22 protein-coding genes are annotated in these 23,756 nt (G+C 37.1%); 6 read left to right on the forward strand and 16 right to left on the reverse strand.

Going from position 1 to position 23,756, the window contains the following annotated elements; all coding sequences use genetic code 11:
- Window positions 1-134 precede the first annotated feature (134 nt).
- Both ACPDG9_RS05530 and ACPDG9_RS05535 read left to right on the forward strand, forming a co-directional pair.
- Window positions 135-1,583 carry a hypothetical protein gene (locus ACPDG9_RS05530; RefSeq protein WP_430526762.1) on the forward strand — a complete coding sequence of 483 codons (1,449 nt, stop codon included), beginning with the start codon at window positions 135-137 and terminating at the stop codon, window positions 1,581-1,583.
- Window positions 1,584-1,750: 167 nt separating this feature from the next.
- Entirely contained in the window at window positions 1,751-2,548 is a 798-nt protein-coding gene (locus ACPDG9_RS05535) for a hypothetical protein (RefSeq protein WP_430526763.1), read from the forward strand.
- 74 nt (window positions 2,549-2,622) lie between these two features.
- Here ACPDG9_RS05535 and ACPDG9_RS05540 read toward each other — a convergent pair whose 3' ends face one another.
- The 6 genes from ACPDG9_RS05540 to ACPDG9_RS05565 form a co-directional block, all read right to left on the reverse strand.
- On the reverse strand, window positions 2,623-3,954 hold the full coding sequence (locus ACPDG9_RS05540) for a DUF4374 domain-containing protein (protein WP_430526764.1): 1,332 nt from the start codon (window positions 3,952-3,954) through the stop codon (window positions 2,623-2,625).
- A 34-nt stretch (window positions 3,955-3,988) separates the two neighbouring features.
- Window positions 3,989-6,325, reverse strand: a complete 2,337-nt coding sequence (locus ACPDG9_RS05545; RefSeq protein WP_430526765.1) for a TonB-dependent receptor — start codon at window positions 6,323-6,325, stop codon at window positions 3,989-3,991.
- Between the two features lie 234 nt (window positions 6,326-6,559).
- Window positions 6,560-7,453, reverse strand: a complete 894-nt coding sequence (gene rluF / locus ACPDG9_RS05550) for a 23S rRNA pseudouridine(2604) synthase RluF (protein WP_430526766.1) — start codon at window positions 7,451-7,453, stop codon at window positions 6,560-6,562.
- A 49-nt stretch (window positions 7,454-7,502) separates the two neighbouring features.
- The gene (locus tag ACPDG9_RS05555) at window positions 7,503-8,330 is read right to left on the reverse strand and encodes an alpha/beta hydrolase (protein ID WP_430526767.1); all 828 of its coding nucleotides are present in this window, start codon (window positions 8,328-8,330) and stop codon (window positions 7,503-7,505) included.
- A 33-nt stretch (window positions 8,331-8,363) separates the two neighbouring features.
- Window positions 8,364-9,146 (reverse strand): zinc ribbon domain-containing protein, encoded by a 783-nt coding sequence (locus tag ACPDG9_RS05560; protein WP_430526768.1) that lies wholly within the window; start codon window positions 9,144-9,146, stop codon window positions 8,364-8,366.
- A 2-nt stretch (window positions 9,147-9,148) separates the two neighbouring features.
- On the reverse strand, window positions 9,149-10,243 hold the full coding sequence (locus tag ACPDG9_RS05565; protein ID WP_430526769.1) for a Nif3-like dinuclear metal center hexameric protein: 1,095 nt from the start codon (window positions 10,241-10,243) through the stop codon (window positions 9,149-9,151).
- Window positions 10,244-10,310: 67 nt separating this feature from the next.
- Here ACPDG9_RS05565 and lpxK point away from each other — a divergent pair, with 67 nt between their 5' ends.
- The gene (gene lpxK / locus ACPDG9_RS05570; protein ID WP_430526770.1) at window positions 10,311-11,348 is read left to right on the forward strand and encodes a tetraacyldisaccharide 4'-kinase; all 1,038 of its coding nucleotides are present in this window, start codon (window positions 10,311-10,313) and stop codon (window positions 11,346-11,348) included.
- The gene (locus ACPDG9_RS05575; protein WP_430526771.1) at window positions 11,308-12,132 is read left to right on the forward strand and encodes a purine-nucleoside phosphorylase; all 825 of its coding nucleotides are present in this window, start codon (window positions 11,308-11,310) and stop codon (window positions 12,130-12,132) included. Before lpxK ends, ACPDG9_RS05575 begins: the two co-directional genes overlap by 41 nt.
- Before the next feature lie 145 nt (window positions 12,133-12,277).
- Here the strand turns inward: ACPDG9_RS05575 and ACPDG9_RS05580 are convergent, their stop codons facing one another.
- The 7 genes from ACPDG9_RS05580 to ACPDG9_RS05610 form a co-directional block, all read right to left on the reverse strand.
- A complete protein-coding gene (locus tag ACPDG9_RS05580) occupies window positions 12,278-14,059 on the reverse strand; it encodes a MutS-related protein (RefSeq protein ID WP_430526772.1) in 1,782 nt (593 codons plus the stop codon).
- A 217-nt stretch (window positions 14,060-14,276) separates the two neighbouring features.
- On the reverse strand, window positions 14,277-14,678 hold the full coding sequence (locus tag ACPDG9_RS05585) for a DoxX family protein (protein WP_430526773.1): 402 nt from the start codon (window positions 14,676-14,678) through the stop codon (window positions 14,277-14,279).
- A gap of 11 nt (window positions 14,679-14,689) precedes the next feature.
- Window positions 14,690-15,334 (reverse strand): hypothetical protein, encoded by a 645-nt coding sequence (locus tag ACPDG9_RS05590; protein ID WP_430526774.1) that lies wholly within the window; start codon window positions 15,332-15,334, stop codon window positions 14,690-14,692.
- Window positions 15,335-15,378: 44 nt separating this feature from the next.
- A complete protein-coding gene (locus ACPDG9_RS05595) occupies window positions 15,379-15,975 on the reverse strand; it encodes a Crp/Fnr family transcriptional regulator (protein ID WP_430526775.1) in 597 nt (198 codons plus the stop codon).
- 15 nt (window positions 15,976-15,990) lie between these two features.
- Entirely contained in the window at window positions 15,991-17,253 is a 1,263-nt protein-coding gene (locus tag ACPDG9_RS05600; RefSeq protein ID WP_430526776.1) for a hypothetical protein, read from the reverse strand.
- A 117-nt stretch (window positions 17,254-17,370) separates the two neighbouring features.
- Complete coding sequence (locus ACPDG9_RS05605) at window positions 17,371-18,630, reverse strand: FAD-dependent oxidoreductase (protein ID WP_430526777.1); 1,260 nt, start codon at window positions 18,628-18,630, stop codon at window positions 17,371-17,373.
- Window positions 18,631-18,779: 149 nt separating this feature from the next.
- Window positions 18,780-19,157, reverse strand: a complete 378-nt coding sequence (locus ACPDG9_RS05610) for an MBL fold metallo-hydrolase (protein WP_430526830.1) — start codon at window positions 19,155-19,157, stop codon at window positions 18,780-18,782.
- Window positions 19,158-19,309: 152 nt separating this feature from the next.
- Between ACPDG9_RS05610 and ACPDG9_RS05615 the strand changes: the two genes are divergently transcribed.
- Entirely contained in the window at window positions 19,310-19,858 is a 549-nt protein-coding gene (locus ACPDG9_RS05615) for a 5' nucleotidase, NT5C type (protein WP_430526778.1), read from the forward strand.
- Window positions 19,859-19,909: 51 nt separating this feature from the next.
- Here the strand turns inward: ACPDG9_RS05615 and ACPDG9_RS05620 are convergent, their stop codons facing one another.
- The 3 genes from ACPDG9_RS05620 to ACPDG9_RS05630 all read right to left on the reverse strand — a co-directional run bounded on the left by ACPDG9_RS05620 (window position 19,910) and on the right by ACPDG9_RS05630 (window position 22,960).
- The gene (locus ACPDG9_RS05620; RefSeq protein WP_430526779.1) at window positions 19,910-20,797 is read right to left on the reverse strand and encodes a bifunctional 5,10-methylenetetrahydrofolate dehydrogenase/5,10-methenyltetrahydrofolate cyclohydrolase; all 888 of its coding nucleotides are present in this window, start codon (window positions 20,795-20,797) and stop codon (window positions 19,910-19,912) included.
- Between the two features lie 84 nt (window positions 20,798-20,881).
- Complete coding sequence (gene ffh, locus ACPDG9_RS05625) at window positions 20,882-22,219, reverse strand: signal recognition particle protein (RefSeq protein WP_430526780.1); 1,338 nt, start codon at window positions 22,217-22,219, stop codon at window positions 20,882-20,884.
- Window positions 22,220-22,387: 168 nt separating this feature from the next.
- On the reverse strand, window positions 22,388-22,960 hold the full coding sequence (locus ACPDG9_RS05630; protein WP_430526781.1) for a hypothetical protein: 573 nt from the start codon (window positions 22,958-22,960) through the stop codon (window positions 22,388-22,390).
- A gap of 178 nt (window positions 22,961-23,138) precedes the next feature.
- On the opposite strand from ACPDG9_RS05630, the gene ACPDG9_RS05635 reads away from it, so the two are divergent.
- A complete protein-coding gene (locus tag ACPDG9_RS05635) occupies window positions 23,139-23,714 on the forward strand; it encodes a sigma-70 family RNA polymerase sigma factor (protein WP_430526782.1) in 576 nt (191 codons plus the stop codon).
- Window positions 23,715-23,756: the final 42 nt, after the last annotated feature.

Here is a 23,756-nt window from a genome sequence, read left to right on the forward strand (position 1 = left end):
AAAACTCGTCATTTTTTCGAACTCCTCCCTTTCTTCACTTTCATTTACAGCTAGTTACAAAACCCCTATTTCTAGGGATGCGATAAAGAGGGGAAGTAAAGTATATTCGTATGATCATGTCAAATAGACTTCTTATGCGTTTATCATGCTACTTCTTTAGTATTGTCTCGTTTTTGGGTTCTTTTTCAACGAAAGAAAAAATAGTTGGCCAACAAATAAATCAAGTATGTTATCCTTACTTGACCAAAGAACAAACCTATATCTATGTTGATCACACGAATAAACCTGTAATTTCAAGACCTTTTGCGACGGCTGATCTATTCACATCAACCGGTTATGCAGTTGTAACAGACGAAAAAGGACAAGCAGCTGTTATCGATAAAAAAGGAAAAATTATAGTTCCCTTTGAAGATCGCTATATCTCTTTACAGGTACTGAATAATCAACTAACGGCAATTTATACACGAGAAACTTACACCAAGAATTCTCGATTTTGGGAATGGGAATGGAGTATTTTTTCCGGATTAAAAACAGAAGTACAGCGACAAAAATTTGAGGTTTACCTCTTAGAAACGAAGCAAGTTCTCTTTTCTGAGCAATTGAGTACTAAAGCTTCACTACCCACCTATATAGCAACGGTAGATGCCGATCATTTCATCTTTAATAAAACGCTTTACAAACGCAAAGGGCAACGTTTAAGTAAGCAAAAAAACAATATTATTCACCAGTTTGAACCAAATAAACTTTTACAACAAAACGGTTCTCAGTTTGCCATTTTTTCGATTGAACGTAAAGCACCTATTCTCGAACACTTAGAGGCTACCAATCAACTTACTCTTGAGGTCAATGGCAAAGAGCTTCTGCTGACAGAAGTTAACAAAAGCAGATACTATACTGAGATTCCAGAAATACTCTTTAATCCAAAGACGAAAGAGTATTGGATTAAACCTTTGTTTGATAGGGCTTTTCCGAAAAAAATTAAAGCGCGAAATGAAACAGATCTCGCTTATCTACAAAAAGTGAGCTACATCAATACCGTTCCTGATTATCCCTATTTTATTTTAGGAGTCTTCGATTGCGATAGCTGGATGTTTCAATGGAAATATTTAGCTATGGATGGGACTCTTTTAGACCATATTGACGCACCTGACTTTTTTGTTGTCGATGCGCGTGCTCGCATTCAAGGACCTCATCAATCAGAACTTATTTCTACTGATGCTATTCCTTCAAATTGGTCGTTAGAAGCCGTAACGAAATACAAAGGCTTCAATACCCTTTTTAAAATCACACTCAAACAAGAAGGACAAAGCAACCGTTATGGCTTGTGGAATACGCAATCCAAACAATGGGAACTTCAACCCATTTACCGCGATTTTTACTGGTTAGATACAGAACGAGGATTAGTAGCTTTAGCAAAAGAAGATCATCAATATGTGATTTACAACTACAAAACAAAAAAGAATATCACAGAAGATATCTTTAGCTATATCGATTCTTCGGGTTGGGTTACCCAAGTAAACGAAGCTGGTAAAGAGATTCATTTTTATTTTGATTTTTCAACAGCCAAAGCTTATAAGGAATAACCTAAGTAGTTCTCCTACTATTGTAGAATACTTCATTTGATCCAGCAGAAAGAAGTAGTAATTTAGTGGAAAAAGTTTCACTCCTCTAAAAATTAGGGACAAATCAACTTTACTAGGTGTTTATCTAGCCAAAAAGTACAAACACCAACGTATGAACTAAATTAACTATGAAAAAAACGATACTCTTTCTTTGCTTAACCTTCCTTACAATTGGTTGTACAGATCATCTTTGGAATGAGGACCAAGTAACTTCTCCAAATCGTTGGAAAGCTCATTTTCAAATTCAAGATCGAGAAGTTCCCATCATTTTCCATTTAGATACTGTTCCATCAAATATTCATAGTTTTCGCGTGATTTTTACCGATGGTCCTAGTAAAAATCAAAAAGAAATTGTTCAACTATTCGGCGATAGTATACGCGTTGAATTGGATCGTTATAGAGGAATAAATTTAAAGGGAGTTTTTGATAATCAACAGATAAAAGGAGTTTATCGAAATCAAAAATTTACTCCTGCACTTGAGGTTCCCTTTACGGCACACCAAAGCAATGAAAAGCGGTTTACTCCTGTTCCTAAATCTAGTACTATTAATCCTACTGGAGATTGGGAATTTGTATTTACGACAAGTACTACGACTCCAAACATCGATTTATATCACAAACTCAGTCAGCTTCAATTGTATAAAACGGATTCAACTTTAGTGGCGTCTGGCTATTATTACCAAGGTTTTGAGGGCATACTAACCGAGAACGGTTTTGTCTTATCTTCGTTCTCAAGGGATCAACCCGTTTTATATGAAGCAACCTTTGTTACTCCAAACGAAGTCAAAGGCACGCTGTACACTTCATTGGAAGTAATTCCCTTTCGAGGAACAAAGAAAAGCAACCTCGAATCAACCGTAGAAAGCAGTAGCAATGGTATCGTTACCCTGTGGAATTTATTCAAAGCCTACCTTGCTTATCTCTAATAGAAAAAGGGTTTAAACTGTAGTTGTTTAAACCCTTTTAGCTAACTAATTACAAATGAATAATAATAAATAAACTATTTATACGCGTTGATTTTCACAATATTACCAACCGTTCCATCTCCTAAATCTTTAATTTCCAACCCTTTATTAAAGGTAGCTGTTGCTCTGTTTAACAAGTACACATAGGACTTGGCTGCTGATGTAATCGGTATAAATACCTCATTACCTTCTACGTAAGGTGTTCCAATTTCTGCAATTTCTTCTGGAGCATCTAAACCTTCAATCCATTTAAAGTCACCCGTTTTTGCATTGAATAGGGCTAATTTGTTAGCTGCTGCCATATTCCATGACTGATCGGTATTGGCGAACATATTCAAGATGAACTGATCTTTACCAACAGCATATACTTTATAAACTTTATGACCTCCTGATTTTGCTTCTAAATTATGGTAATAAGAAGGATCAAATTTCAATGTATTTTTATCAAATTTCAACACAGCAGAAGGCTTGGTAGAAAACGATCCTTTATCTTTGCTAATCATTGCAGAGGGAGAGAATACGTAAATATCTCCGCTTTCTCCTTTACCAATAGTAGATACGCGACTTGATCTATAACGAGCAACTGCGAAACTCATGCGGTCATCTTTCACTACACTTTCCAATACCACTCTATTTTCTGGTGCTTGCGACATATCCAATTTGAAAATAGCTAACCACACTCTATCTCTGAAGGATGAAGTATTGTCATCATCTGTATTTGCTGTAATTTTAAATGGTTCAATCGCCATTACGAAACGGTCATTTCCAATATCTTCTAACCCTGCAAAGTTTGCATATTCACCATCTTCGGCAATGTTTTCTACGTTGACAAATGAAGTAAACTCAATTCCGCCAGTAACCCCATTAATGAAATTAAACGCTTGTCCTTTTTTTCCATTTTCTAACTCAATTCCCCCTGTTGTAGAGATCATGAATCGCCCAAAAGGGGTAATAAACTCTTCTCTATTAGGTAAATCAACCAACGTATTCTGTTGCAAACGCAAATCTTTGTTCAACATCCAGCTTTGCATTCCTGAAGGATCTCCCTTTCTATATTCAAAAACATAAGCGCGTAAATCTTTGAATGTATAAATGTTTTTTCCCAAAGCCACTTGACCATTTCCTTTAACGCTAATTGATCCTTCCTTTAAATTATCGACTTCTAAAAGTAAATTTGTTTTAGAAGCACTTGCTCCTAAGATATACTTCGTTCCTACTAAGTCTTCTTTATTTCGAGTACCATCATCGATTGTTTCTTCTTCATCCCCTCCTCCAGGTTTTGAATTATCGTCACTTGAACAGCTTGTGAAGGTAAATGCACTAACTAGAAAAGCTAATACTACTGTAGATAAAACTCTTTTCTTCATTGTATATAATATTTTAGTTTATGGATTAATTTTTTTAATAACTGTAGCGTATTTTAAACATGAAGCTTCTACCTGGTTTTTGGAAGCTGTAATTGTCGTACGCCAATTTGTCAAATAGATTATTAGCTTCAACCGTAAGGTGTAACGTATTATTAAACAAGCTATACGAAGCGCTTAAATCGTGAACCACTTGAGAGGGAATCCAAATGGGTTCTGCTCCAATACTACTAAAGTCGTAGCTGTAGTGATCAATATATCTCAAGTTATAACCGACGTTTAGGTTGTTGCCTTTTTTGCCAAGGTCTTTGAATAAGAATCCTGCATCCAAAGCACCAAAGAAATAGGGTTCATTAGGGATTCGTTCGTTGTAATACGAATTGGCTACCGTCGTTCCGATGGCGTATTTTTGTTTACTTCGAATACTCTGTGTAGTCAAACTACCACCTAACTGTAAGACATCGTTATAGACATAGCGTGCTTCAACGTTTAAACCAATACTCTCCACCCCGCCTATATTCACACTAGAGGCCCTAGATCCTGATCCATAAGGGTTACTTCGGATATAATCCTCTGTTTTTCGGTAGACAAACCCAGCGTCTGCAAAAACAGCGTGAACTTTATCCCATACTTTAGAGTAACTTAAATTAAAATTGTAATTATTTCCCGCTTCTGGTTTTAGATCTGTATTTCCCCAAACCATATCACCATCTCCAAACAATTCGCTATCTGTAGGTAAACGATAGGTTTTTTCGAAAGACGATTTAATCTGAAAATCTTCCCATAAATAAGTAGCCGCTATTCCATAACCGCTTTTATCTACACTTGTACTTTCGCTTAAATACGTATGTTTAATAGAATAATGCTTACCAAATACAGATACATTGAAATTATCCAAGATGTTGTAACGATAGGATAAAGCCGTGATATTCTTTAAGCTTCGACGCGTTGTCTCACTTTTCTTTTCGCTTTCTGTCTCTTTAACCGCTAGAGGATCTTCTGTTTTTCTGTTGAAATAATAGATGACATTATTTAAGCTAAAGGCGTGTTTATCATTTACTTTATAGCTTACATTCGCTGTAGTAGATCCATTGTGATCGAAGAACTTCACCAAAGAAGGACCTCCTCCCGATTCTCCTTTCTTCATTGTTTTAATTCGCTCCCCAGCCCAATTGTACTTGTTTCGAGACGTGTCTATATTTTGATTATACCCTGCATTATATGTCGAGGTAATCGCTACATCTAAACCTTCTGTAAATAAATTGCGCTTGCTATATTCTAAGGAAGGCATAATCGTTACAGAACGACGCTTTTTCTGTCCGAATACTTTTTCCATAATCGTACCTGTTTGAACGCCTTTTTTTCCTTCTCCATAGGTAAATCCAATCAATAAACGATCAGCATACGATTTATCTAGCACCCCTACTTTAGTTACTACAGTGGCCGTTTGAAAACGGTCATTAAAGCGCTTACCCCATTGTTTTTCTTTGGAATAAACGCCTGTTTTCAAATTGGCTACTGGTACGTAAACTTTGTAATTGTTGTCTGAGTAATTTTGAAAAGCATTCACCTGAAAGGTCATTCCGTTATCAAATACTTTACTCACATTGAGGTGACTCTTATAGGTATTAAATGAACCCGTAGCAAAAGATGCGTCAATTTTAGTTTCTTTGGATTTATTGGTGATGATATTTACGGCACCTCCTAAAGCATCCGAACCGAACTCCACAGGAACAACACCTTTGTAGACCTCAATACGATCTACCATTGTAATCGGTAGATTATTAATTTTAAACTCACTTCCAAACCCTTCCATTGGCACACCATCCATAAAGAATCGAATATGGCGACCACTGAATCCATTCATGGAAAACGTATAATCCGAACCTTCTGCTCCATCCTTTCTCACCTTGACACCCGATACGCGATCAAGCGCTCCCGACACATCCAAAGATGAATTATACAAAGGCTTGGCATCGATAGCAATAACGTTGTATGCTGATTCTCTGACTTTTTCGACTGGACTCTTTACCTGTAAAACAACATCAGCCAAAATCGACTCCTTTGCTTTTAGAGTAATGCGTTTTCGCAACGCTTCCCCTTCTTCTACTTTCACAACAAGAGAAGTGGTTTCATAACTCACATGTTGGATTTGAAGCTTATAGGTACCACCTGTACCCATTTTAAGTTTAAACTCTCCTTGCTCATTGGTTAAATCACTTTTTTGGGTATCAAGCAATACAACCGTTGCAAAATCGACTGGACTTCCCTTTTCATCTTGTATGACACCCGAAATAACAGTGGGTTTATGTTGTGCATATGTCCCGTATAAGGCTCCTAAAACACAGGCTGTTAGTAGTAGAAATTTTCTCATTGAATGATAATATTGTGGCGAATTAAAACCATATTCTTATTTAGACTCAATACAAACAGATACAAATATATAGACTTTTTTAACATCTGTAAAATAAATTAGACTAAATTTAAATAAGCTTTTTTATCCTATGCGAATTGTGAACTGAGTAGTTCAAATAATCAAATAAAGAAAAGTAATAAGGGAGAAAATCTAATAATGTAGTAGTAAAAAACAAAAGAGAGAATTAATAAATTAATTCTCTCTTCGTCTTGAAATTCGTTCGTTTCTAAGTGTTGGACCTGTTTTTTTTGAATTATTTCGCTCTCTGTCGAACTTCTTTTTAGGTCTTCGCTCTTCTTGGTGGGAGGTAGTTGTTTGCGTATTGCGCGGTTCTTGTTTGTGCTGTACCTCAGCCAAACTAGCCTCTTCTGTCTTACTTGAAGGAGCGATTAATTGGTTCAATTCTGTCAATTCAGCTGCTGTTATCTCGCGATACTGACCAACGGGTACATCAAGGCTAATATTGATAATTCGAATGCGTTTTAACGAGACTACATCATAGTCAAAGTACTCACACATGCGTCGAATTTGTCGATTGAGTCCTTGTGTCAAAAAAATGCGAAATACAAAGCGACTAATACGCTCTACTCTACATTCTTTGGTGATCGTATCCAAGATGGGTACTCCTAATCCCATACGCTGAATAAAACGATCTGTAATCGGTTTATTTACCGTAACGATATACTCTTTTTCGTGGTTGTTTTTTTGGCGTAAAATTTTGTTGACAATATCACCGTCATTGGTCATGATAATCAATCCTTCACTGTCTTTATCTAGACGTCCAACGGGAAAAATACGCTTGGGATAATTGATAAAATCAACGATATTATCTCTTACTTTTTTATTTGTCGTACATTCAATACCCACTGGTTTATTAAAAGCTAAATACACAAAATCTTCATCTGTTTGACGAATTAATTTGCCATTGACGCGAATTTCATCTGCATCAGTCACTTTTAAACCTAGTTCGGGTTGTTTTCCGTTTACGGTAATGCGTCCCTCCTCAATTAAGCGATCTGCTTCTCTTCTTGAACAGTACCCTACTTCGGATAAATATTTATTTAAACGCGTTTCTTGATTTTCCATAAGGCAAAAGTAAATAATAAATTTCGTTACTTATACATCGAAATACGTTCTAGCGCAAAAAGGTTTGAATTGTATGGAAAACTGTTTCGTCTTGCAAGCTATGTCCCAAATTTTCAGTAGCTAGAACCTCATTATTTTTTCGTTGCAAAGCTTGATGAAAACGCTGCGCTTCTTCAAAAGAAACTTGAGGATCTTCTCTATCGTGTATACACAGTACTTCAACATCGACAAATGGGACAGCATCTGCACTACAATAGGTACTTATTGGTTTGTTGATCAAGTGTTCTATGTACGTATGATAAGCATCTTTAACGCGTTTAGAATAGCCTAGGAGATGATAATAATGAGAGAGAATCACCTCAAAACGATCAAATGCACCTAAAATAACGGCTTTTTTAAGTCCCGGGTACGTAGTCTCACTTAGTTGTTGAAAGAGGGCAAAAGCACCCAACGAATGACCGATCACAAACTGAGGTTGAAAAGTTTGAAGCGCGATATCAATTACCTCTTGGTAATTTTTAACGCTTAGATTTTTGCCATTGCTTTGTCCTAAACTTGGAGCATCTACCGCCACAAATCGGAATTGACCTTCTAAGGTTGTACACAAGGCTTCCCACCTCGCGCTATTGCTTTCCCATCCGTGAATGAGTAAAACTAAGGGCAATTCTGTTTGGGTAGACTTCCATTGGTAATAGTAAACTTTATTTTTCTTATACCAAAAGAAACCGAGATCTGCTTGCCTTAAGAATGCAGGCAGGGCTTTTGCATTTAGTTTTCCTTTGCGCGGTGTAGAAAATAGTCGATGAACCCAATGCAAGGCAGTAGGCATAGAAAATAGGCTTACAACATTAATTAGGGCACCAACTACTTTTTCCATAAAAAAGAAAAGCCTCTTAAAAGAGGCTTTATATTATTTTAAACTTGCAATAATTGCATCGATTTTTTCTCTTTCTTCTTCAGCTAAAGCGCTATCAACAAGAATACGTCCACTGTGCTCATCTGTGATAATTTTTTTACGCGTAGCAATCTCTACTTGCGTTTGTGGTGGAATTGTAAAGTACGATCCTACAGAAGCCCCTCTCTCTATAGATACCACTGCTAATCCGTTTTTTACTCCTTCTCTGATTCTCAAATATGCATTTAATAAACGCTCTTCGATATCTTGTTTGAACTCATCCGATTTAGCTAACAACGTTTGCTCCTCGCGTTCTGTTTCTGACATAATGTTTTTCAACTCTGCCTCAATGTGAGTCAAGTGCTCATTACGCGCAGCCAAACGCTCGTCTGTTTGTGCAATGTTGCTCTTTTTATTTTCGATACTCACTTTCATTTCACGAATGTGTTTTTCAGCAAGTTCGATTTCTAACTTTTGGAACTCAATCTCTTTTTCTAAAGAGTTGAACTCTCTGTTATTTTTCACTTCGTTTTGTTGCTCAGTGTACTTTTTGATTGCTTCTTTAAACTCTTCAATGGCATTCTTTTTTTCTTTAATACCACTTTCGATGCTATTTAAATCTGCATGAAGTTTCTCTAAGCGTTTGTTAAGTCCAGCAACTTCGTCTTTTAGATCTTCAACTTCAAGAGGTAGCTCTCCTCTCATATTTCTGATTTCATCGATTCTTGAGTCAATCAATTGTAAGTCGTAAAGCGCTCTTAATTTCTCTTCAACCGTTAATTCTTTTTTCTTTGTCATCGTTATAAGTAGTTAACTGGATTCGTATTTACTGTTGATAAAATAACTGCAAAATTAGGCATTTTTTTTGAAAGAAACTCAACTATATAATTTTTTGTATATCTTTCACTTTCAAAATGACCTATATCTGCCAAAACAAGCTGATTTTCAGCCTCATAATATTGATGATATTTTAAATCCGCCGTTATAAATGCATCGGCTTTTTGTTGGATCGCTGCTTTTATTGCAAAACTACCAGAGCCCCCTAACACCGCAACTTTTCGAATTGGTTTGTTTAATAAGGCACTATGGCGAATTCCTCCCGTACCTGTTTTGTCTTTTACCATTTGCAAAAAGGCTGTTTCTGCTATTGGTTCTTTGAATTCCCCAATCATTCCCATCCCTACATTTTGCAAGGCATTTTCAAGGTTGTAGATTTCATAGGCTACCTCTTCATACGGATGAGCTTGAAACAAAGCAGCGAGTATTTTTCCTTGTAAGTGTTTCTCATAGGTCACCTCAACCTTATGCTCTGCTACTTCTTCTTCTATGCCAACTTGACCAATAACAGGATTGCTTTTCTCATTGCCTTTAAAACTCCCCTTTCCTTCCGACACAAAACTACAGTGGTCGTAATTCCCTATTGCTCCCGCTCCAGCAGCAAATAGTGCTTGACGTACTTTTGCTGTGTCTTGTAGGGGTACATACGTAATTAATTTCTGAATGTAATTGGCTTTCGGAATCAAAATACGCGTATTTTCCAAGCCTAAAGTATTGCAAAATATTTTGTTTACCCCTTCTTGGTGATTGTCCAAAGCCGTGTGAATCGCATAAATTGCTATGTCATTTTTGATAGCTTTGATTACCGCACGTTCAACGTAGTTCTTTCCCGTAATTTTTTTCAATCCCGAAAACAGAATGGGATGAAAGCAAATAATCAGATTACATTTTTGTTCTATTGCTTCATCAACTACTGTTTCTAAAGCATCGTGACAAACCAATATTCCGCTTACTTCTTGCTCATAGCTACCAACCAATAATCCAACATTGTCAAAATCTTCCGCATAGCTCAAAGGAGCTAACTCTTCTAAAATGGGAATAATATTTTTTACTTTCATATTCTATATCGCACTGTTCTATTACTTATTTCTTTTTCAAAGATAAAAAAATTGATACTTTCGTAAGATGAAATTACTGCGTATCCTTCTTTTCCCCTTTGCCATTTTGTATGGTCTGATTACCAATATACGAAATTGGTTTTACACTATAGGTATCTTCAAACGTACCTCCTTTGCTATTCCATCTATTGTGGTTGGAAACCTCAGCGTGGGGGGAACGGGAAAAACGCCGATGGTGGAGTATATCATTCGCTTACTAAAAGATCAGTACCAAACCACCACATTAAGTCGAGGGTATAAGAGAAAGAGTGAAGGATTCTTTTTGGCTGATACAGCTACAACCATGGAACAGATTGGCGATGAGCCCTTTCAGTACCACTGCAAGTTTGACAACATTAACGTTGCCGTAGATGCTAAGCGTGTGAACGGGGTTGAAAACATTTTGCAACGCAAACCCAATACAGAAGTAATTGTCTTAGATGATGCCTTTCAGCACCTTGCCTTTCAAGGGGGATTATACATTTTACTCACCACCTATGACGATCCGTATTTCAAGGATTTCATGTTGCCTACGGGAAATTTACGCGAATCGAGAAAAGGAGCGAAACGCGCAGATATCATCGTGATTACCAAATGCCCTAAAGACCTAAGCGAAGCAAAGCAAAAAAGCATAACACAAGATTTACATCTAAAGCAAGGACAATTGTCTTTTTTTACGTATATTGATTTTAGTAAAATTGCATATTCAAAGTCTGATTCAGTGGAGGTTACTCAATTAATTCAGGACGACTTTATCTTAGTGGCAGGCATTGCAAAACCACAATCCTTTTTTGATCACCTCAAAAAAGAAGATACCTTGTGTTTAACCTTTCCTGACCATCATCATTTTTCGTCTGCGGATCTTGAACTAATTTTGAATAAAGCGAAAGGAAAGAAAATCATCACCACGGAAAAGGATTACGTTCGACTCCAAGGTCTTCTTCCTGAAAGCCAATTATTTTATTTACCTATTCAAACCGCTTTCCTAAACAACAGCGAAGCGTTTGATACTAAAATTTTAAACTATGTGGGAGAAAGTACAAGAAACCGTTCAATTCATCATTGAAAAAACGAATTTTAAACCTGAAATTGGTATTGTTTTAGGTTCTGGTTTAGGGAATTTAACTGCGGATATCGCTATCGAACATGAAATTTCGTATGCTGATATTCCCAATTTTCCAGTATCAACTGTTCAAGGACACAAAGGGGCTTTGATTTTTGGAACTTTAGGAGGTAAGAAGATTGTAGCAATGCAAGGTCGTTTTCACTACTACGAAGGATACGACATCAAAACTACGGTATTTCCTATTCGCGTGATGAAATACTTGGGTGTAGAAACACTTATTGTTTCCAATGCTTCTGGAGGGGTTAACCCGTCGTTTAAAGTGGGAGACATTATGATCATCAAAGATCACATTAACGCCTTCCCAGACCACCCTTTACGCGGTCACAATGACGAGCGTTTTGGTCCTCGTTTTGTCAATATGAACGAAGTGTACACCAAGAGCATTATTGAACAAGCCAAAGCAATTGCAAAAGCAAAGAATTACGACATCAAAGAAGGGGTATACTACGGTTTGCAAGGCCCTACTTTTGAAACGCTAGCAGAATACAAAATGGTAAAAGCAGTAGGTGGAGATTGCGTGGGAATGTCAACCGTTCCTGAAGTAATTGTCGCCCGTCACATGGATATGAAAATCTTTGGTATTTCTGTTATTTCCGACATGGGAAATGAAGAGGGAATTGCTGACGTCAACCACGACGAGGTTTTAAAAGCAGTACAAGCGGCTGAACCTATCGCTCGTGACTTAATCAACACCTTGGTTTCTAAATTAGAACAAATTAATTAAAATATAAAAAAGGCTCTTCATTGTATTGGAGAGCCTTTTTTGTTTTCTTGCAAAGTTTATGTTTGGCATTTGGTGTTTGTCGTTTAAAGAGAACATCACCTATTTCAGAAAAACCTACTGATAACAGATTTCTGATAACAGCTAACTAACTATCAATAATCTGCATTTTCTTCATAATGAAGGTTGCATTTTTATTTTGGCAAATACCATCGCGTATTTTGTAATCAAAATGCAAATCATCATTTTTAATTTCTACTTCAAAGCACTTATTCATCAAAATTTCAGGATGATCATTCGTGGTATTACAAACTTCCAAATCATGGGTAGCAATCATACCATAGGTTTGCTCTCGAATTAATTTTAGAATTACCCCTATCGTTCCACTTTGTTTATCATCTGAATTTGTTCCTCGTAAAATTTCATCCAATAGGACGAAACACGATTCACTTTGCACTTGTTCAATAATCATTTTTAGGCGTTTTACCTCTGCATAGAAGTAAGACTCACTGTCTTCTAAAGAGTCGGTCAAACGCATAGAAACAAGTAGAGGCAAAGGAAAGAAGGTTGCTTTTGTTGCGCAAATCGGCGCTCCAATTCCTGCTAATACGAGGTTCACTCCTATTGTTCTCAAAAACGTACTCTTTCCAGACATATTCGATCCCGTTAGAATCACAAAACGCTGATTGGAAAAATCAATGTCGTTGGTCACGCGTTTTTTCGCATGAAGCAACGGATGTCCTAAATTTTGGAAAGACATCTGTTTGGTCTCATTCAAAACGGGGAAGGTGTAACTTCTGTTGTTATACGAATAGTTTCCAAGAGAATTAAATGCTTCTACCTCTCCTACAAGATCAATTACAGTTAATACTAACTCTCCTTTTTCTTTTTTCCATTTTAAGAACTTATGTAGCACGTGCACGTGAAACTGAAACAAACCATTGAACAAAATCGAGACAAACAAATTAGCTACCGTTTCCAATTGTTCAAATAGTCGAGATAGCTTTTTCAACTCAGTACTCGCTTTAAAAGAATCGCTTTTAATTTTTTTCAAATTTGCTTTCATGCGTTCCGTAGCGAATTCTTCTTTTTCAATTCGCTTGATAATGGAGCTATAACTCTCAATGGTTTCGTGTATTTTATCAACGCCTCCTAATTCAATTTGAATAGCACGTACTTTAGAAAGTGCACAGATTAGGTTAAAGGAAAAAACGGTGGAAGCAATATACCCCCAAACCATATTAGTCGAATCAATAAAAAATCCTATCGAAGCAATGACAAAGATCAAAGGCAATACATAGGCTAAAACTAAAGAAACCTTACTTAGTTCCTTAACCTTGGATTGGCTCCAGGTTTTCAATCGCTCATATGCTTCTTTGTTAAGATTGGATAATTTACTATAGGCGTAAATCTCTTGTCGCCATTCCACTTTCTGAGATAATTCTTTAATTACCTCTTGGTTTTTTAGTATATCAGCTTTGTCACTTCTACTTTTTAAAAGGGTAGCTAAATATTCTTTTCCTTTATAAGAAGCGGTTCTATTGAGGTATTGGTAGATGGATTTAGGTCCAAAAATATCTAAATCATAAGTATAGGGATGATCAGGTGTATGAAATTCGGTTCCATCTTCAAAAACCCATTGATCTTCTTTTAAAAAAGCATCTTCTTCTCGATTGATTTGCATTAATGCCTCAGCATAGCGCATCTTCCATGAATACGAAGCGTGGATACGCAAGAAAACAAGGAATACAATAACCAGACCTCCTGTTACATATAAATACTGGTAATCTGCACGAGACACAGATAAATAAAAACAATACACAATGGCTAAAAAAGCTAGTAAACGCAAAGCGCCTATTAATTTGTATTTTTTTCGAATCTCATTGTATTTATGTTGATAAAGGGAATGTCTCTTGGCGTAAATTTCCATTGCTAAAGCGTTTAATTTAAAAAAGGTTTTTCGTATTAGTGTTAACAAATATACATAATAATGCTAGTGGAGACTTGATACAGAAGCAAAAGAATCACAAAGAATTTTAGACCTTAGAGAAATCGTGTATTTTTTAGCCCATATTGAATTCTACATCTATCGTACAACGCCATCCCCCTTATTTCTATTAAAAAAAGTTTCTATTCAGAAGCTTTTTTTAATCCCATTGATGAGTCGTTGATAGGGCGTATTTACCACCACCCGTGAAGAACAAGCTCACGGCAACTAAGGCATAGATCATCAACAATTCAATTTGCCAACCTCCATTATCATTGAGACTAAAGATGGCCGCACTTTGTACCAACAAAATCGCTGTTACACAATTGATGGCAAATACAGCCGCCGCCAAACGCGTTCTCCATCCCAACAACAATAGTATAGGTGCGATTACTTCTCCTACATATACACCATACCCAAAAAAAGCGGGTAATCCTTTATCTAGTAAGGTTTGTTGGATAAATCCAATCCCGTGAATTAATTTGCCAACCCCATAAAACAGCATAGGGAATCCAATGGCAATCCTGCTCAGTAGCAGTCCAGTGTCAATTTGTTTATTCATCTTATATCTATTTATAAATTTACTTTTACAAAAAACCCGTAATTTTTGAAGTGATCCCAGCTCATATTAAACTGCTCTAAATTCGCAGCTATCCCTATTGCAAGATTATCCTTCTTTACTCCTATTCGAATATGTTGAAATCCACGGGTATATTCGTGTCGATTGACATTTCCAACAGCAGATAATCGAAGTAATCCTTGCCATTGTTCTGTTAATTGAGGGGTATATTCCACTAACAAAGACTGCTCTAAGGTGAATCCCTTTTGATAGGTTGTACCTATGCCATAAACCAACTGAAGATCCTTTTTCTTCCATTGGTATTGGAGGTACACACTCGCAAACTTTCCGGGATTCTTCACACCAAAACCCGCATTTAAAATGAAGTTTTTCGGCAATTGATACGCAAGGGTATTGCGGATAAAAAAGATATTGTGGTTGTCGTCTTGGTATTCAGAATCGAATAAAACGAGGTTTTGCACGCTAAGTTTATCAGACAGTCGATGACTCAACGCATGGGTGTAACCGTACGATCTATTTCCGATCATCATATCAGGCGAAAAGGCAGTCTTCTGTCCAAAAACAACAAGTGGAAAGAGTCCGATTAGGACCATAAAAAAACGAGCGAATTTCATTTGTCTAGGCTTCTTTATTTTCACAGGACAAATGTATTCGCTCGTGTTAACGTGGTTCTTAAGATAGCTTAAGAAAGACTTTCTATGTTCTTTTTCTTGAGATGGCTCAAGAATTCAGGAGTCACCCCCAAGTAGGAAGCGATCATATATTGAGGCACACGCTGTTCAATATTGCGGTATTCTTTGATAAATCGCTGGTAACGCGAGTACACCTCCGTACTCATATGCTCAATCGTTCGCTCTTGTAAAGCGACATAAGCACTTTGTATTTTTAATCGAAAAAACGTAGACAGCGCGGGTATTTCCGTGTATAATTGCTCGAGATTCTCTCTGCTAATTTGAAGAATTACAGCAGGTTCAATGGCTTGAATATACAATTTTGATTCTTTTTGCGTCAAGTAGCTATATAAGTCATTAATCCACCATTCTTCGATGCCAATTTGCAAGGTGTGTTCCTGTGAATTTTCATCGAGGTAATAACAACGCGCACTACCTTGGGCAATAAATCGCATATGTTGAGATAATTGCCCTGGTTGTAAGACTAGTTCCCTTCGCTTTACTGTTACGATTTCTACTACCTCGTTAATTCGCTGTATTTCACTTTCATTTAACGTGATGGTTTGTTGTAAATGGCGCAACAACACCTCTATATACTTTTCTTGCATTCTCTCCTTCTTTTTTTACCAACGCCACACTTGCGGTTCATCTTTCCAAACAAGCCAACGAGATTGCTCGTATAAAGGACGCGTTCCGATCGTATGTGTATCGCGTATGGCTTTGTCTAATTCTAATTTGTGTATAGCTCCAGCATACGTTCCTACCCACAAAACTCTTTCATCGTCAGAAACCGTCATTCCGCTGATCGTTCCTCCAACAAAAAATTGACCAATATCTTCTCCTGCTTTATTGATAAAGCGAATATACCCATACGCATCACCTAAAACATAATAATCTTTTACTGCAACCCCTTGATAGACGCGCATTCCTTCATCCATATACACAAAGTCATCACTTTCTTCATAGGCTTCTACCTGCATACCTTCTAATTTCGTTGCATCTACGCCAATGGTAACCCCATTATAAAAGTGACACGAATTGGTAATTAGCTGTTGATCGTCTTTTGAAAACAAACAGAAATGAGGATAAGACGATTGAGGTCCTACGCTTCCCACTTCCTTTCCGTCAACGTGTAAAATGCGGTGATCGCGATCTTGATCTCCAACGACGATATAAGTATTATCATGAGATAAGGTTGCATTTTCCATATCGATATAGAAATCATCCCCTTCTTCTTGCTCCTCTTCAGATAAAACAGGATGAATCAATTGTTGTTTTTCCTCTTCCAAAAGATACACCCCTTCTGAAGTAACAAATAAAATGCGTTTTCCATCGTTAAAGGGAATTAATTTGGAGATACCTAAATTCGCTAATTCTCCCAATGGAAAGGTCGCGATCTCTGGACCATTCCATCCTTGATACGCAACAATTGTATCCGCATAAGCAATAGCAAATACCCCCTTGCGCATTGACTTTCCTAACCCTTTAATGGTATGATCCAATACGTGTACCGTTGTACCTGAAAGCAAATAAGCGGTACGTGCTTCATAGGAAGTACCCGCTAAGAAGGCAACGCTATCACCTTCAATAGCAACTAAATCTCCAATGTATTGAGATTTTTCGTCATAAAAAGGCAAAAATGGCGCATAAGAGGGAGGAAAGTGAGCTCTAAACGCTTCTACTTCTCCTGCTATATTCGCCTGTTTCAACAGTTCAAACACCTCTTTTCCCAAGTGTTCTCGTTTATCTTCAGGTTCTTCGCCTTTCCAATTATCCCAGCCGTGTTCTTTTCCAAAAGCAACCATTTCGTTGATTCCCTTGGCATATAACTCTCCTTTTGTAAACCACTCTTGTTGAAGGGCAGCATCTTTATCTTCTACTTTCATACTTGCTTTTTTTAATAGGGCAAAGATACTTCGAATTCCCTTTTCTTTTTATCCCTACAATTGTGGATATTCCACAAAAAAACGAGCGTCTCTGAAAGAGAAACGCTCGTTTATATCTTATACTTGCTCGCCTTTCATCATTTTTGACCAATACAAATAAGGCAGGAGATGTTTTTTTAGCATCCACAAACGCCAATGCTCTTTGTGACTAGAGAACACTAACATTTGCTTTAGTTTAGGATCGGGAATAAATTCATTTTTATAATTAAACTCAGCCAATACCATTTTGCCATAGCCCGTAACTAAAGGACAAGAAGAGTATCCGTTGTAATTGTTATTGGTTGCTTCTTGATTTTGTAGTAAACGCAGGAGATTATCGACAACAACAGGCACTTGCTTTCTAATGGCAGCTCCTGTTTTCGCTGTTGGCAATCCTGCCACATCGCCTAAACCAAAGATATTCTTATACTTATTGTGCTGTAAACTATGATGATTCACATCCAACCAACCTGCTGCATTGACTAAATTAGAATTTTGCACAAATTTAGGGGCCGTTTGAGGAGGTGCCAAATGCAAAAAGTCAAAAGACATCGCTACTACCCCATCTGCTAACACTTGTGTTTGCTTGTCATCAGAAGTAACAAAGCAATGATTGTCTTGTGCATTTGTCGGTTTGAAATACGCAATTTTTGCAGCCGCATCAATTCGAATGGGATTGTGCAACGGCATAAATTCAATCTGGTAACGATCAACCACTTTCAATAAGGTATCCGCTATCTTCTTGACGCCAAAGATCACACTTCCTGGCATTGGAAAATACACCTTTGTTTGGGTATGAATCCCTTTCTTTTTAAAGTAATCACAAGCTAAATACATGATTTTCTGGGGAGCACCTCCACATTTAATTGGCGTACTCGGTTGTGTAAAAATAGCCGTCCCTCCTTGAAACGCTTGGAGTTGTTTCCACGTGTATTCGGGATCAATATAATTGCTACACACCACGCCTTGTTCTACAGCTTCCGCTAGACCTTCGATTAAAGAATAATCATTGACCAAACCCGGACAAACAACTAGATACTCATAGGTTAAGCTACCTGTTTCCGTCGTCGTTATAGTATGGTGATCTGCATCGAATCCCGTAACAGCTTCTTTAATCCACGTTACACCTGAAGGAATTAAGGAAGCCATTGGTTTTATTGTTTTTTGCTTGTCATAAGCACCTGCCCCAACTAAAGTCCAAGCAGGTTGATAATAATGATCTGTTGCGGGATCAACGAGTGCAATATCCAGACTAGGATCTTTCTTTTTCAACTGAGCAGCCGTCATAATACCCGCTGTTCCAGCACCTATAATGAGAATTTGATAATGCGTTTTCATGTTGTGAGTTTTTGGTTTGATTCCCCAAAATAGGCATTACTATCGGAATAAGGTGTAACAAATGTTACACTTGTTTTTTTTTAGCCTACTACTTTCTTCTTCTGTCACAAGGAAACACTACAAATTGTCTACTACTCTAGTAAACTTTTTTACTGATACATTTGAATAACGGTTTCCAACTGCTGCTCAATTCCATCTTCTAAAATTCCACCGTGATAACAAATGATTTTCTTTGGTTTCAATTGTTTTATTTTCTTCACTGAGGCAACTGCTTGTCGCATATCTAACGTGAATTGTGGATTGGCAATATTGAGTTGTCCCTCCTCTACTACTAAAGCGTCATTAGCGATTAAAACACCGTTTACTGCATCCCATAAAGAAATATGACCTTGGGTATGCCCTGGTGTCTCGATCACTTGCAAACCTTCTACTACAGCATCTCCTTCGTTAAACGTTCGATTTACAGGAAAGCGCTTGATTTTTTTCAGTTGAGTTGTTAAGTTGTTGAGAGGATGAGGTGTAAAAATTCTCGTTTAAAAAAGTAATCTTGTATTTAAAAAAATCTACTAATCCCTTATCCCTCCCTTATTTGAGTTAAAACAACATAAAATTAACTTTTCTTCCTATTTTAAACAATCTAAAAGAATTATTTTTAATATGCCATTTAAATACTTAGCCAATGAATGCAAGAGAAATTTTAAAACCACTTGTACTAGCTGTCGACATGGATGAAGTTCTTGCAGATTCTATTGGATTAATATTAGAGCAGTATAATAAAGCTTATCATACGACTTGGAGTAAATTTGATCTCTTTGGAAAAACCGTTTATGATTGTTTCCCCCCATCTCACATCCCTTTTATAAAACAGCAACAAAATAGTGAGGGATTTTATCAAGAAGTTTCCGTTATAGATGGCGCACAAGAAGGCATCGCTATGCTATCTAAAAAATACGATATCTATATTGTATCTGCTGCTTTGGAATTTCCTAATTCTCTGGCTTCACGATGTGCCTTTATAGAAAAAAATTTCCCCGAGATTACGCTTAAAAAGTTGATTTTTTGCGCAAAAAAATCATTGATTAAAGCCGATTATATACTAGATGACATGCCCGAAAATCTGATTGAATTTGGCTCAAGAGGCTTTTTATTTACAGCTTATCACAATGCTACAATTGACTATCCGAATCGACTCAATTCGTGGGAAGAAGTTGTTGCAAAATTCGGTTAAAAAACAAACTTCACAAAAAAAGGGCGCATCAATGAGGCGCCCTTTTCGGTATTATTCTCCTTTTTTCGCTCTTCTTGAACGAGCTAAAAGTGTATTTTTCAATAGCATGGCAATGGTCATTGGACCAACTCCACCAGGTACTGGGGTAATGAATGCTGCTTTTTTGCTTACTTCATCAAAATCAACGTCTCCAGCGATTACATATCCTCTTGGGGCATTTGCATCTGGAACACGTGTAATTCCCACATCTACTACAGTTACTCCCTCTTTTACCATATCTGCTTTTAAGAAGTAGGGCACCCCTAAAGCGGAGATGATAATATCCGCTTCTCTCGTAATCGCTGCGATATCTTTAGTACGACTGTGTGTTAACGTTACTGTTGCGTCTCCGGGGTATCCTTTTCTACTCAATAAGATACTCATTGGACGACCTACAATATGGGAACGACCGATTACGACCACGTTTTTACCTGCTGTTTCTACTTTGTAGCGCTCCAATAATTCCATGATTCCATAAGGCGTAGCAGGTAAGAACGTTTCCATTTCCAAGGCCATTTTTCCAAAGTTTGTTGGATGGAATCCATCCACGTCTTTGTCTGCATCTACAGCCATTAGAATTTTTTGCTCGTCAATGTGTTTCGGTAAAGGTAATTGAACGATGTATCCATCAATCGCAGGATCAGCATTCAATTCTTTAATTTTTGCTAATAGCTCTTCTTCTGTCGTTTCTTCAGGTAGAGCAACCAAAGTAGATTCAAATCCAATTTGCTCACATGATTTTACCTTACTTCCTACATAAGTTAAACTTGCTCCGTTGCTTCCCACAAGCACTGCTGCTAAGTGAGGGACTTTTTCACCGCGAGCTTTCATCTGTTGAACCTCAGCAGCAATTTCATTTTTGATATCTTCCGATACCTTTTTTCCGTCTAGTAGTTGCATTAAATCGTAATAATTAGTGTGTTGTTGTATGTAAAATAAAGAAGGTTTAAACTTCGCGTTGAACCTTAAACCTTCTTTTTATTTTTATTGCATTCCTTTCATTTGTCCCATCATTCGCATCAAATTCTTTCCTTTTGCTCCTTGCATCATCTTCATCATTTTGCTCATTTGATCGAATTGTTTCAACAATTGGTTGACCTGTTGGATATCCGTTCCTGATCCTTTGGCAATACGCTGTTTTCGTTTTGCATCAAGTAAAGAAGGCGTTGCTCTCTCTTTGGGAGTCATCGAGTGGATAATCGCTTCGATGTGTTTAAAGGCATCATCTTCAATTTCTACATCTTTCAACGCTTTTCCAACCCCTGGTAACATACCAACTAAGTCTTTCATGCTACCCATTTTTTTCACTTGTTGAATTTGCGATAAGAAATCGTCAAATCCGAACTCGTTTTTCGCAATTTTCTTTTGGATTTTACGCGCTTCCTCTTCGTCGTATTGTGCTTGTGCACGCTCAACTAAGGAAATTACGTCTCCCATTCCCAAAATACGATCAGCCATACGCTCAGGGTAGAAGATATCTATTGCATCCATCTTCTCTCCTGTACCAATAAATTTAATTGGTTTGTTTACCACTGACTTAATTGAAATGGCAGCTCCACCTCGTGTATCCCCGTCTAATTTTGTTAGGATTACCCCGTCAAAATTTAAACGATCGTTAAATGCTTTTGCAGTATTTACGGCATCTTGTCCCGTCATGGAATCCACAACGAATAAGGTTTCATGTGGTGTGATTGCTTTGTGAATATTGGCAATTTCTGTCATCATCTCTTCGTCCACAGCCAAACGACCTGCGGTATCGACAATAACTACATTGAATCCATTTGCTTTTGCGTGTTTAATTGCATTTTCAGCAATTTGAACCGGGTTATTATTTCCTTCTTCCGAATATACCTCAACCCCTAATTGCTCTCCTACAACGTGCAACTGGTTAATAGCCGCTGGACGATATACGTCACACGCTACTAATAAAGGTTTTTTATTCTTTTTAGTTTTTAAGAAGTTCGCTAATTTACCAGAAAAGGTCGTTTTACCCGATCCTTGTAAACCAGACATTAAAATAACTGATGGATTACCCGATAGATTAATTCCAGCTGCTTCACCTCCCATTAATTGCGTAAGCTCGTCTTTCACGATCTTAATCATTAATTGTCCTGGTTGAAGCGTAGTCAATACATCTTGTCCTAAGGCTTTGTCTTTTACTTTATTCGTAAAATCTTTGGCAATCTTAAAGTTAACGTCGGCATCTAAAAGCGCTCTACGCACTTCTTTTAAAGTATCTGCAACGTTTACCTCTGTAATTTTACCATGTCCCTTAAGAATATGAAAGGCTTTATCTAATTTATCGCTTAAATTATCAAACATATCGGTATTATTTAATCCTTTGAAGCGCCAAAGATACTATTTAACTCCTTAAGTCACAAAAAGCAAAAGCAGGAAATATAGTCTTTTTTGAAAATAATCTTGTAATTGTGAGATTTACTGTCTTTTTTATAGACTTTACGTCTTTACTACTCTTGAAGGCGAATTTCATTAAGCCAACTCAAACTCGACAATCACCTGTCGATTTCCATACCGGTCAATCACATCGATTCCAAAGAAATCGAATCCATTGCGCTTCAATTCTTCTGCCGTGATTATAGCGCCAGAAAGCAATTCGATTTCCTTGTTCTCATTTAAAAACTCTTCCATTTCTTCGTTGTAATCAATGTTGTGATATGCATAGACCATAACTTCAAATGTATTTTCACCCTGCAAAACTAATTCTTGTAATTCACTTTCTCTAGATAAAAGTAATGCCTCTTCATACGCTTCACAAAACATTGCATCATAGCCGTGCTTCGCATAATCAAAGAGCAAAATTCGCTCCTTCGATTCCACATCTTCCGCATATACTACAACAGGAAAATCGCCTTGATCCACCAACAGTTCAATATCCTCGGCATAGGTTCCACAATAATAGAGTGTAAATGTTCGTCCCCCTGTAGAGGATTGGATTTGTCCTCTCCATTCGATGGCAATCATTTCCTGAAAATACGCTGGGGTATCATAGGATACAAAAGAGGATAAATGGGTAGGCGCTTGGTACGTGGATGGATTTTTCATGCTTTTTCATTTCAAAGGGACAAGATACTTCGTTTTTTACAACTGCTTTTCCTTTCCCTCTACTTTTTCATCTACGTTCTTTTAGCACAATACCACCTTTTATATAACGGTGCTTTAATATTCGCTTAATATTAGAATAGGCTACAAACCTTACTTTAGCCTAAAATATTTGATTTCAATGAATACAACAAAAGACAAATGGATTAACACCCATTACAATTTACACTGGGATGTTTTATACCAATATTCATACAACATTTTAAGAGATCACACCTTAGCTTCCGATGTTGTACAAGACGTTTTTATTTCTATTTGGGACAACTATGACTGCCTAACCATTGACAACGCTAAAGCGTATCTAATTACAGCTGTAAAAAACAAAAGCCTCTACTACCTCAAGAAAGTCCCGTTCAATACCATACAACTAGAATCTGTGTATCATGTTTTAACCGAACACGAATTACTTACCAATGAAGAAGAAAGTCTATTTAAGGAACAGTTGCTACAACTGATTTACAACAAAGCCCAAGAAGTACTACCTAAACGATGTTTAGAAATTTTTACGCTTCGTTTTTACAATCATCAAAGCTATAAAGAAATAGCCTCAAAACTAGCGATTTCAGAAAGTACAGTAGAGAATCAAATTACTAAAGCATTGAAAACACTAAAATCAACCTTACCTTATTCTTTAGATTTTTACTTTTTATTGCTCTATCTATTCCCTACTTCTGATTATTACCAAATTGTAATGTAGTTTAAGAAAACGTTAGTATTGTTTGGTTAGGTAGGGGCATGC

Origin of the sequence: Myroides sp. C6-3 (assembly GCF_050522425.1) — a bacterium.
GTDB lineage: Bacteria > Bacteroidota > Bacteroidia > Flavobacteriales > Flavobacteriaceae > Flavobacterium.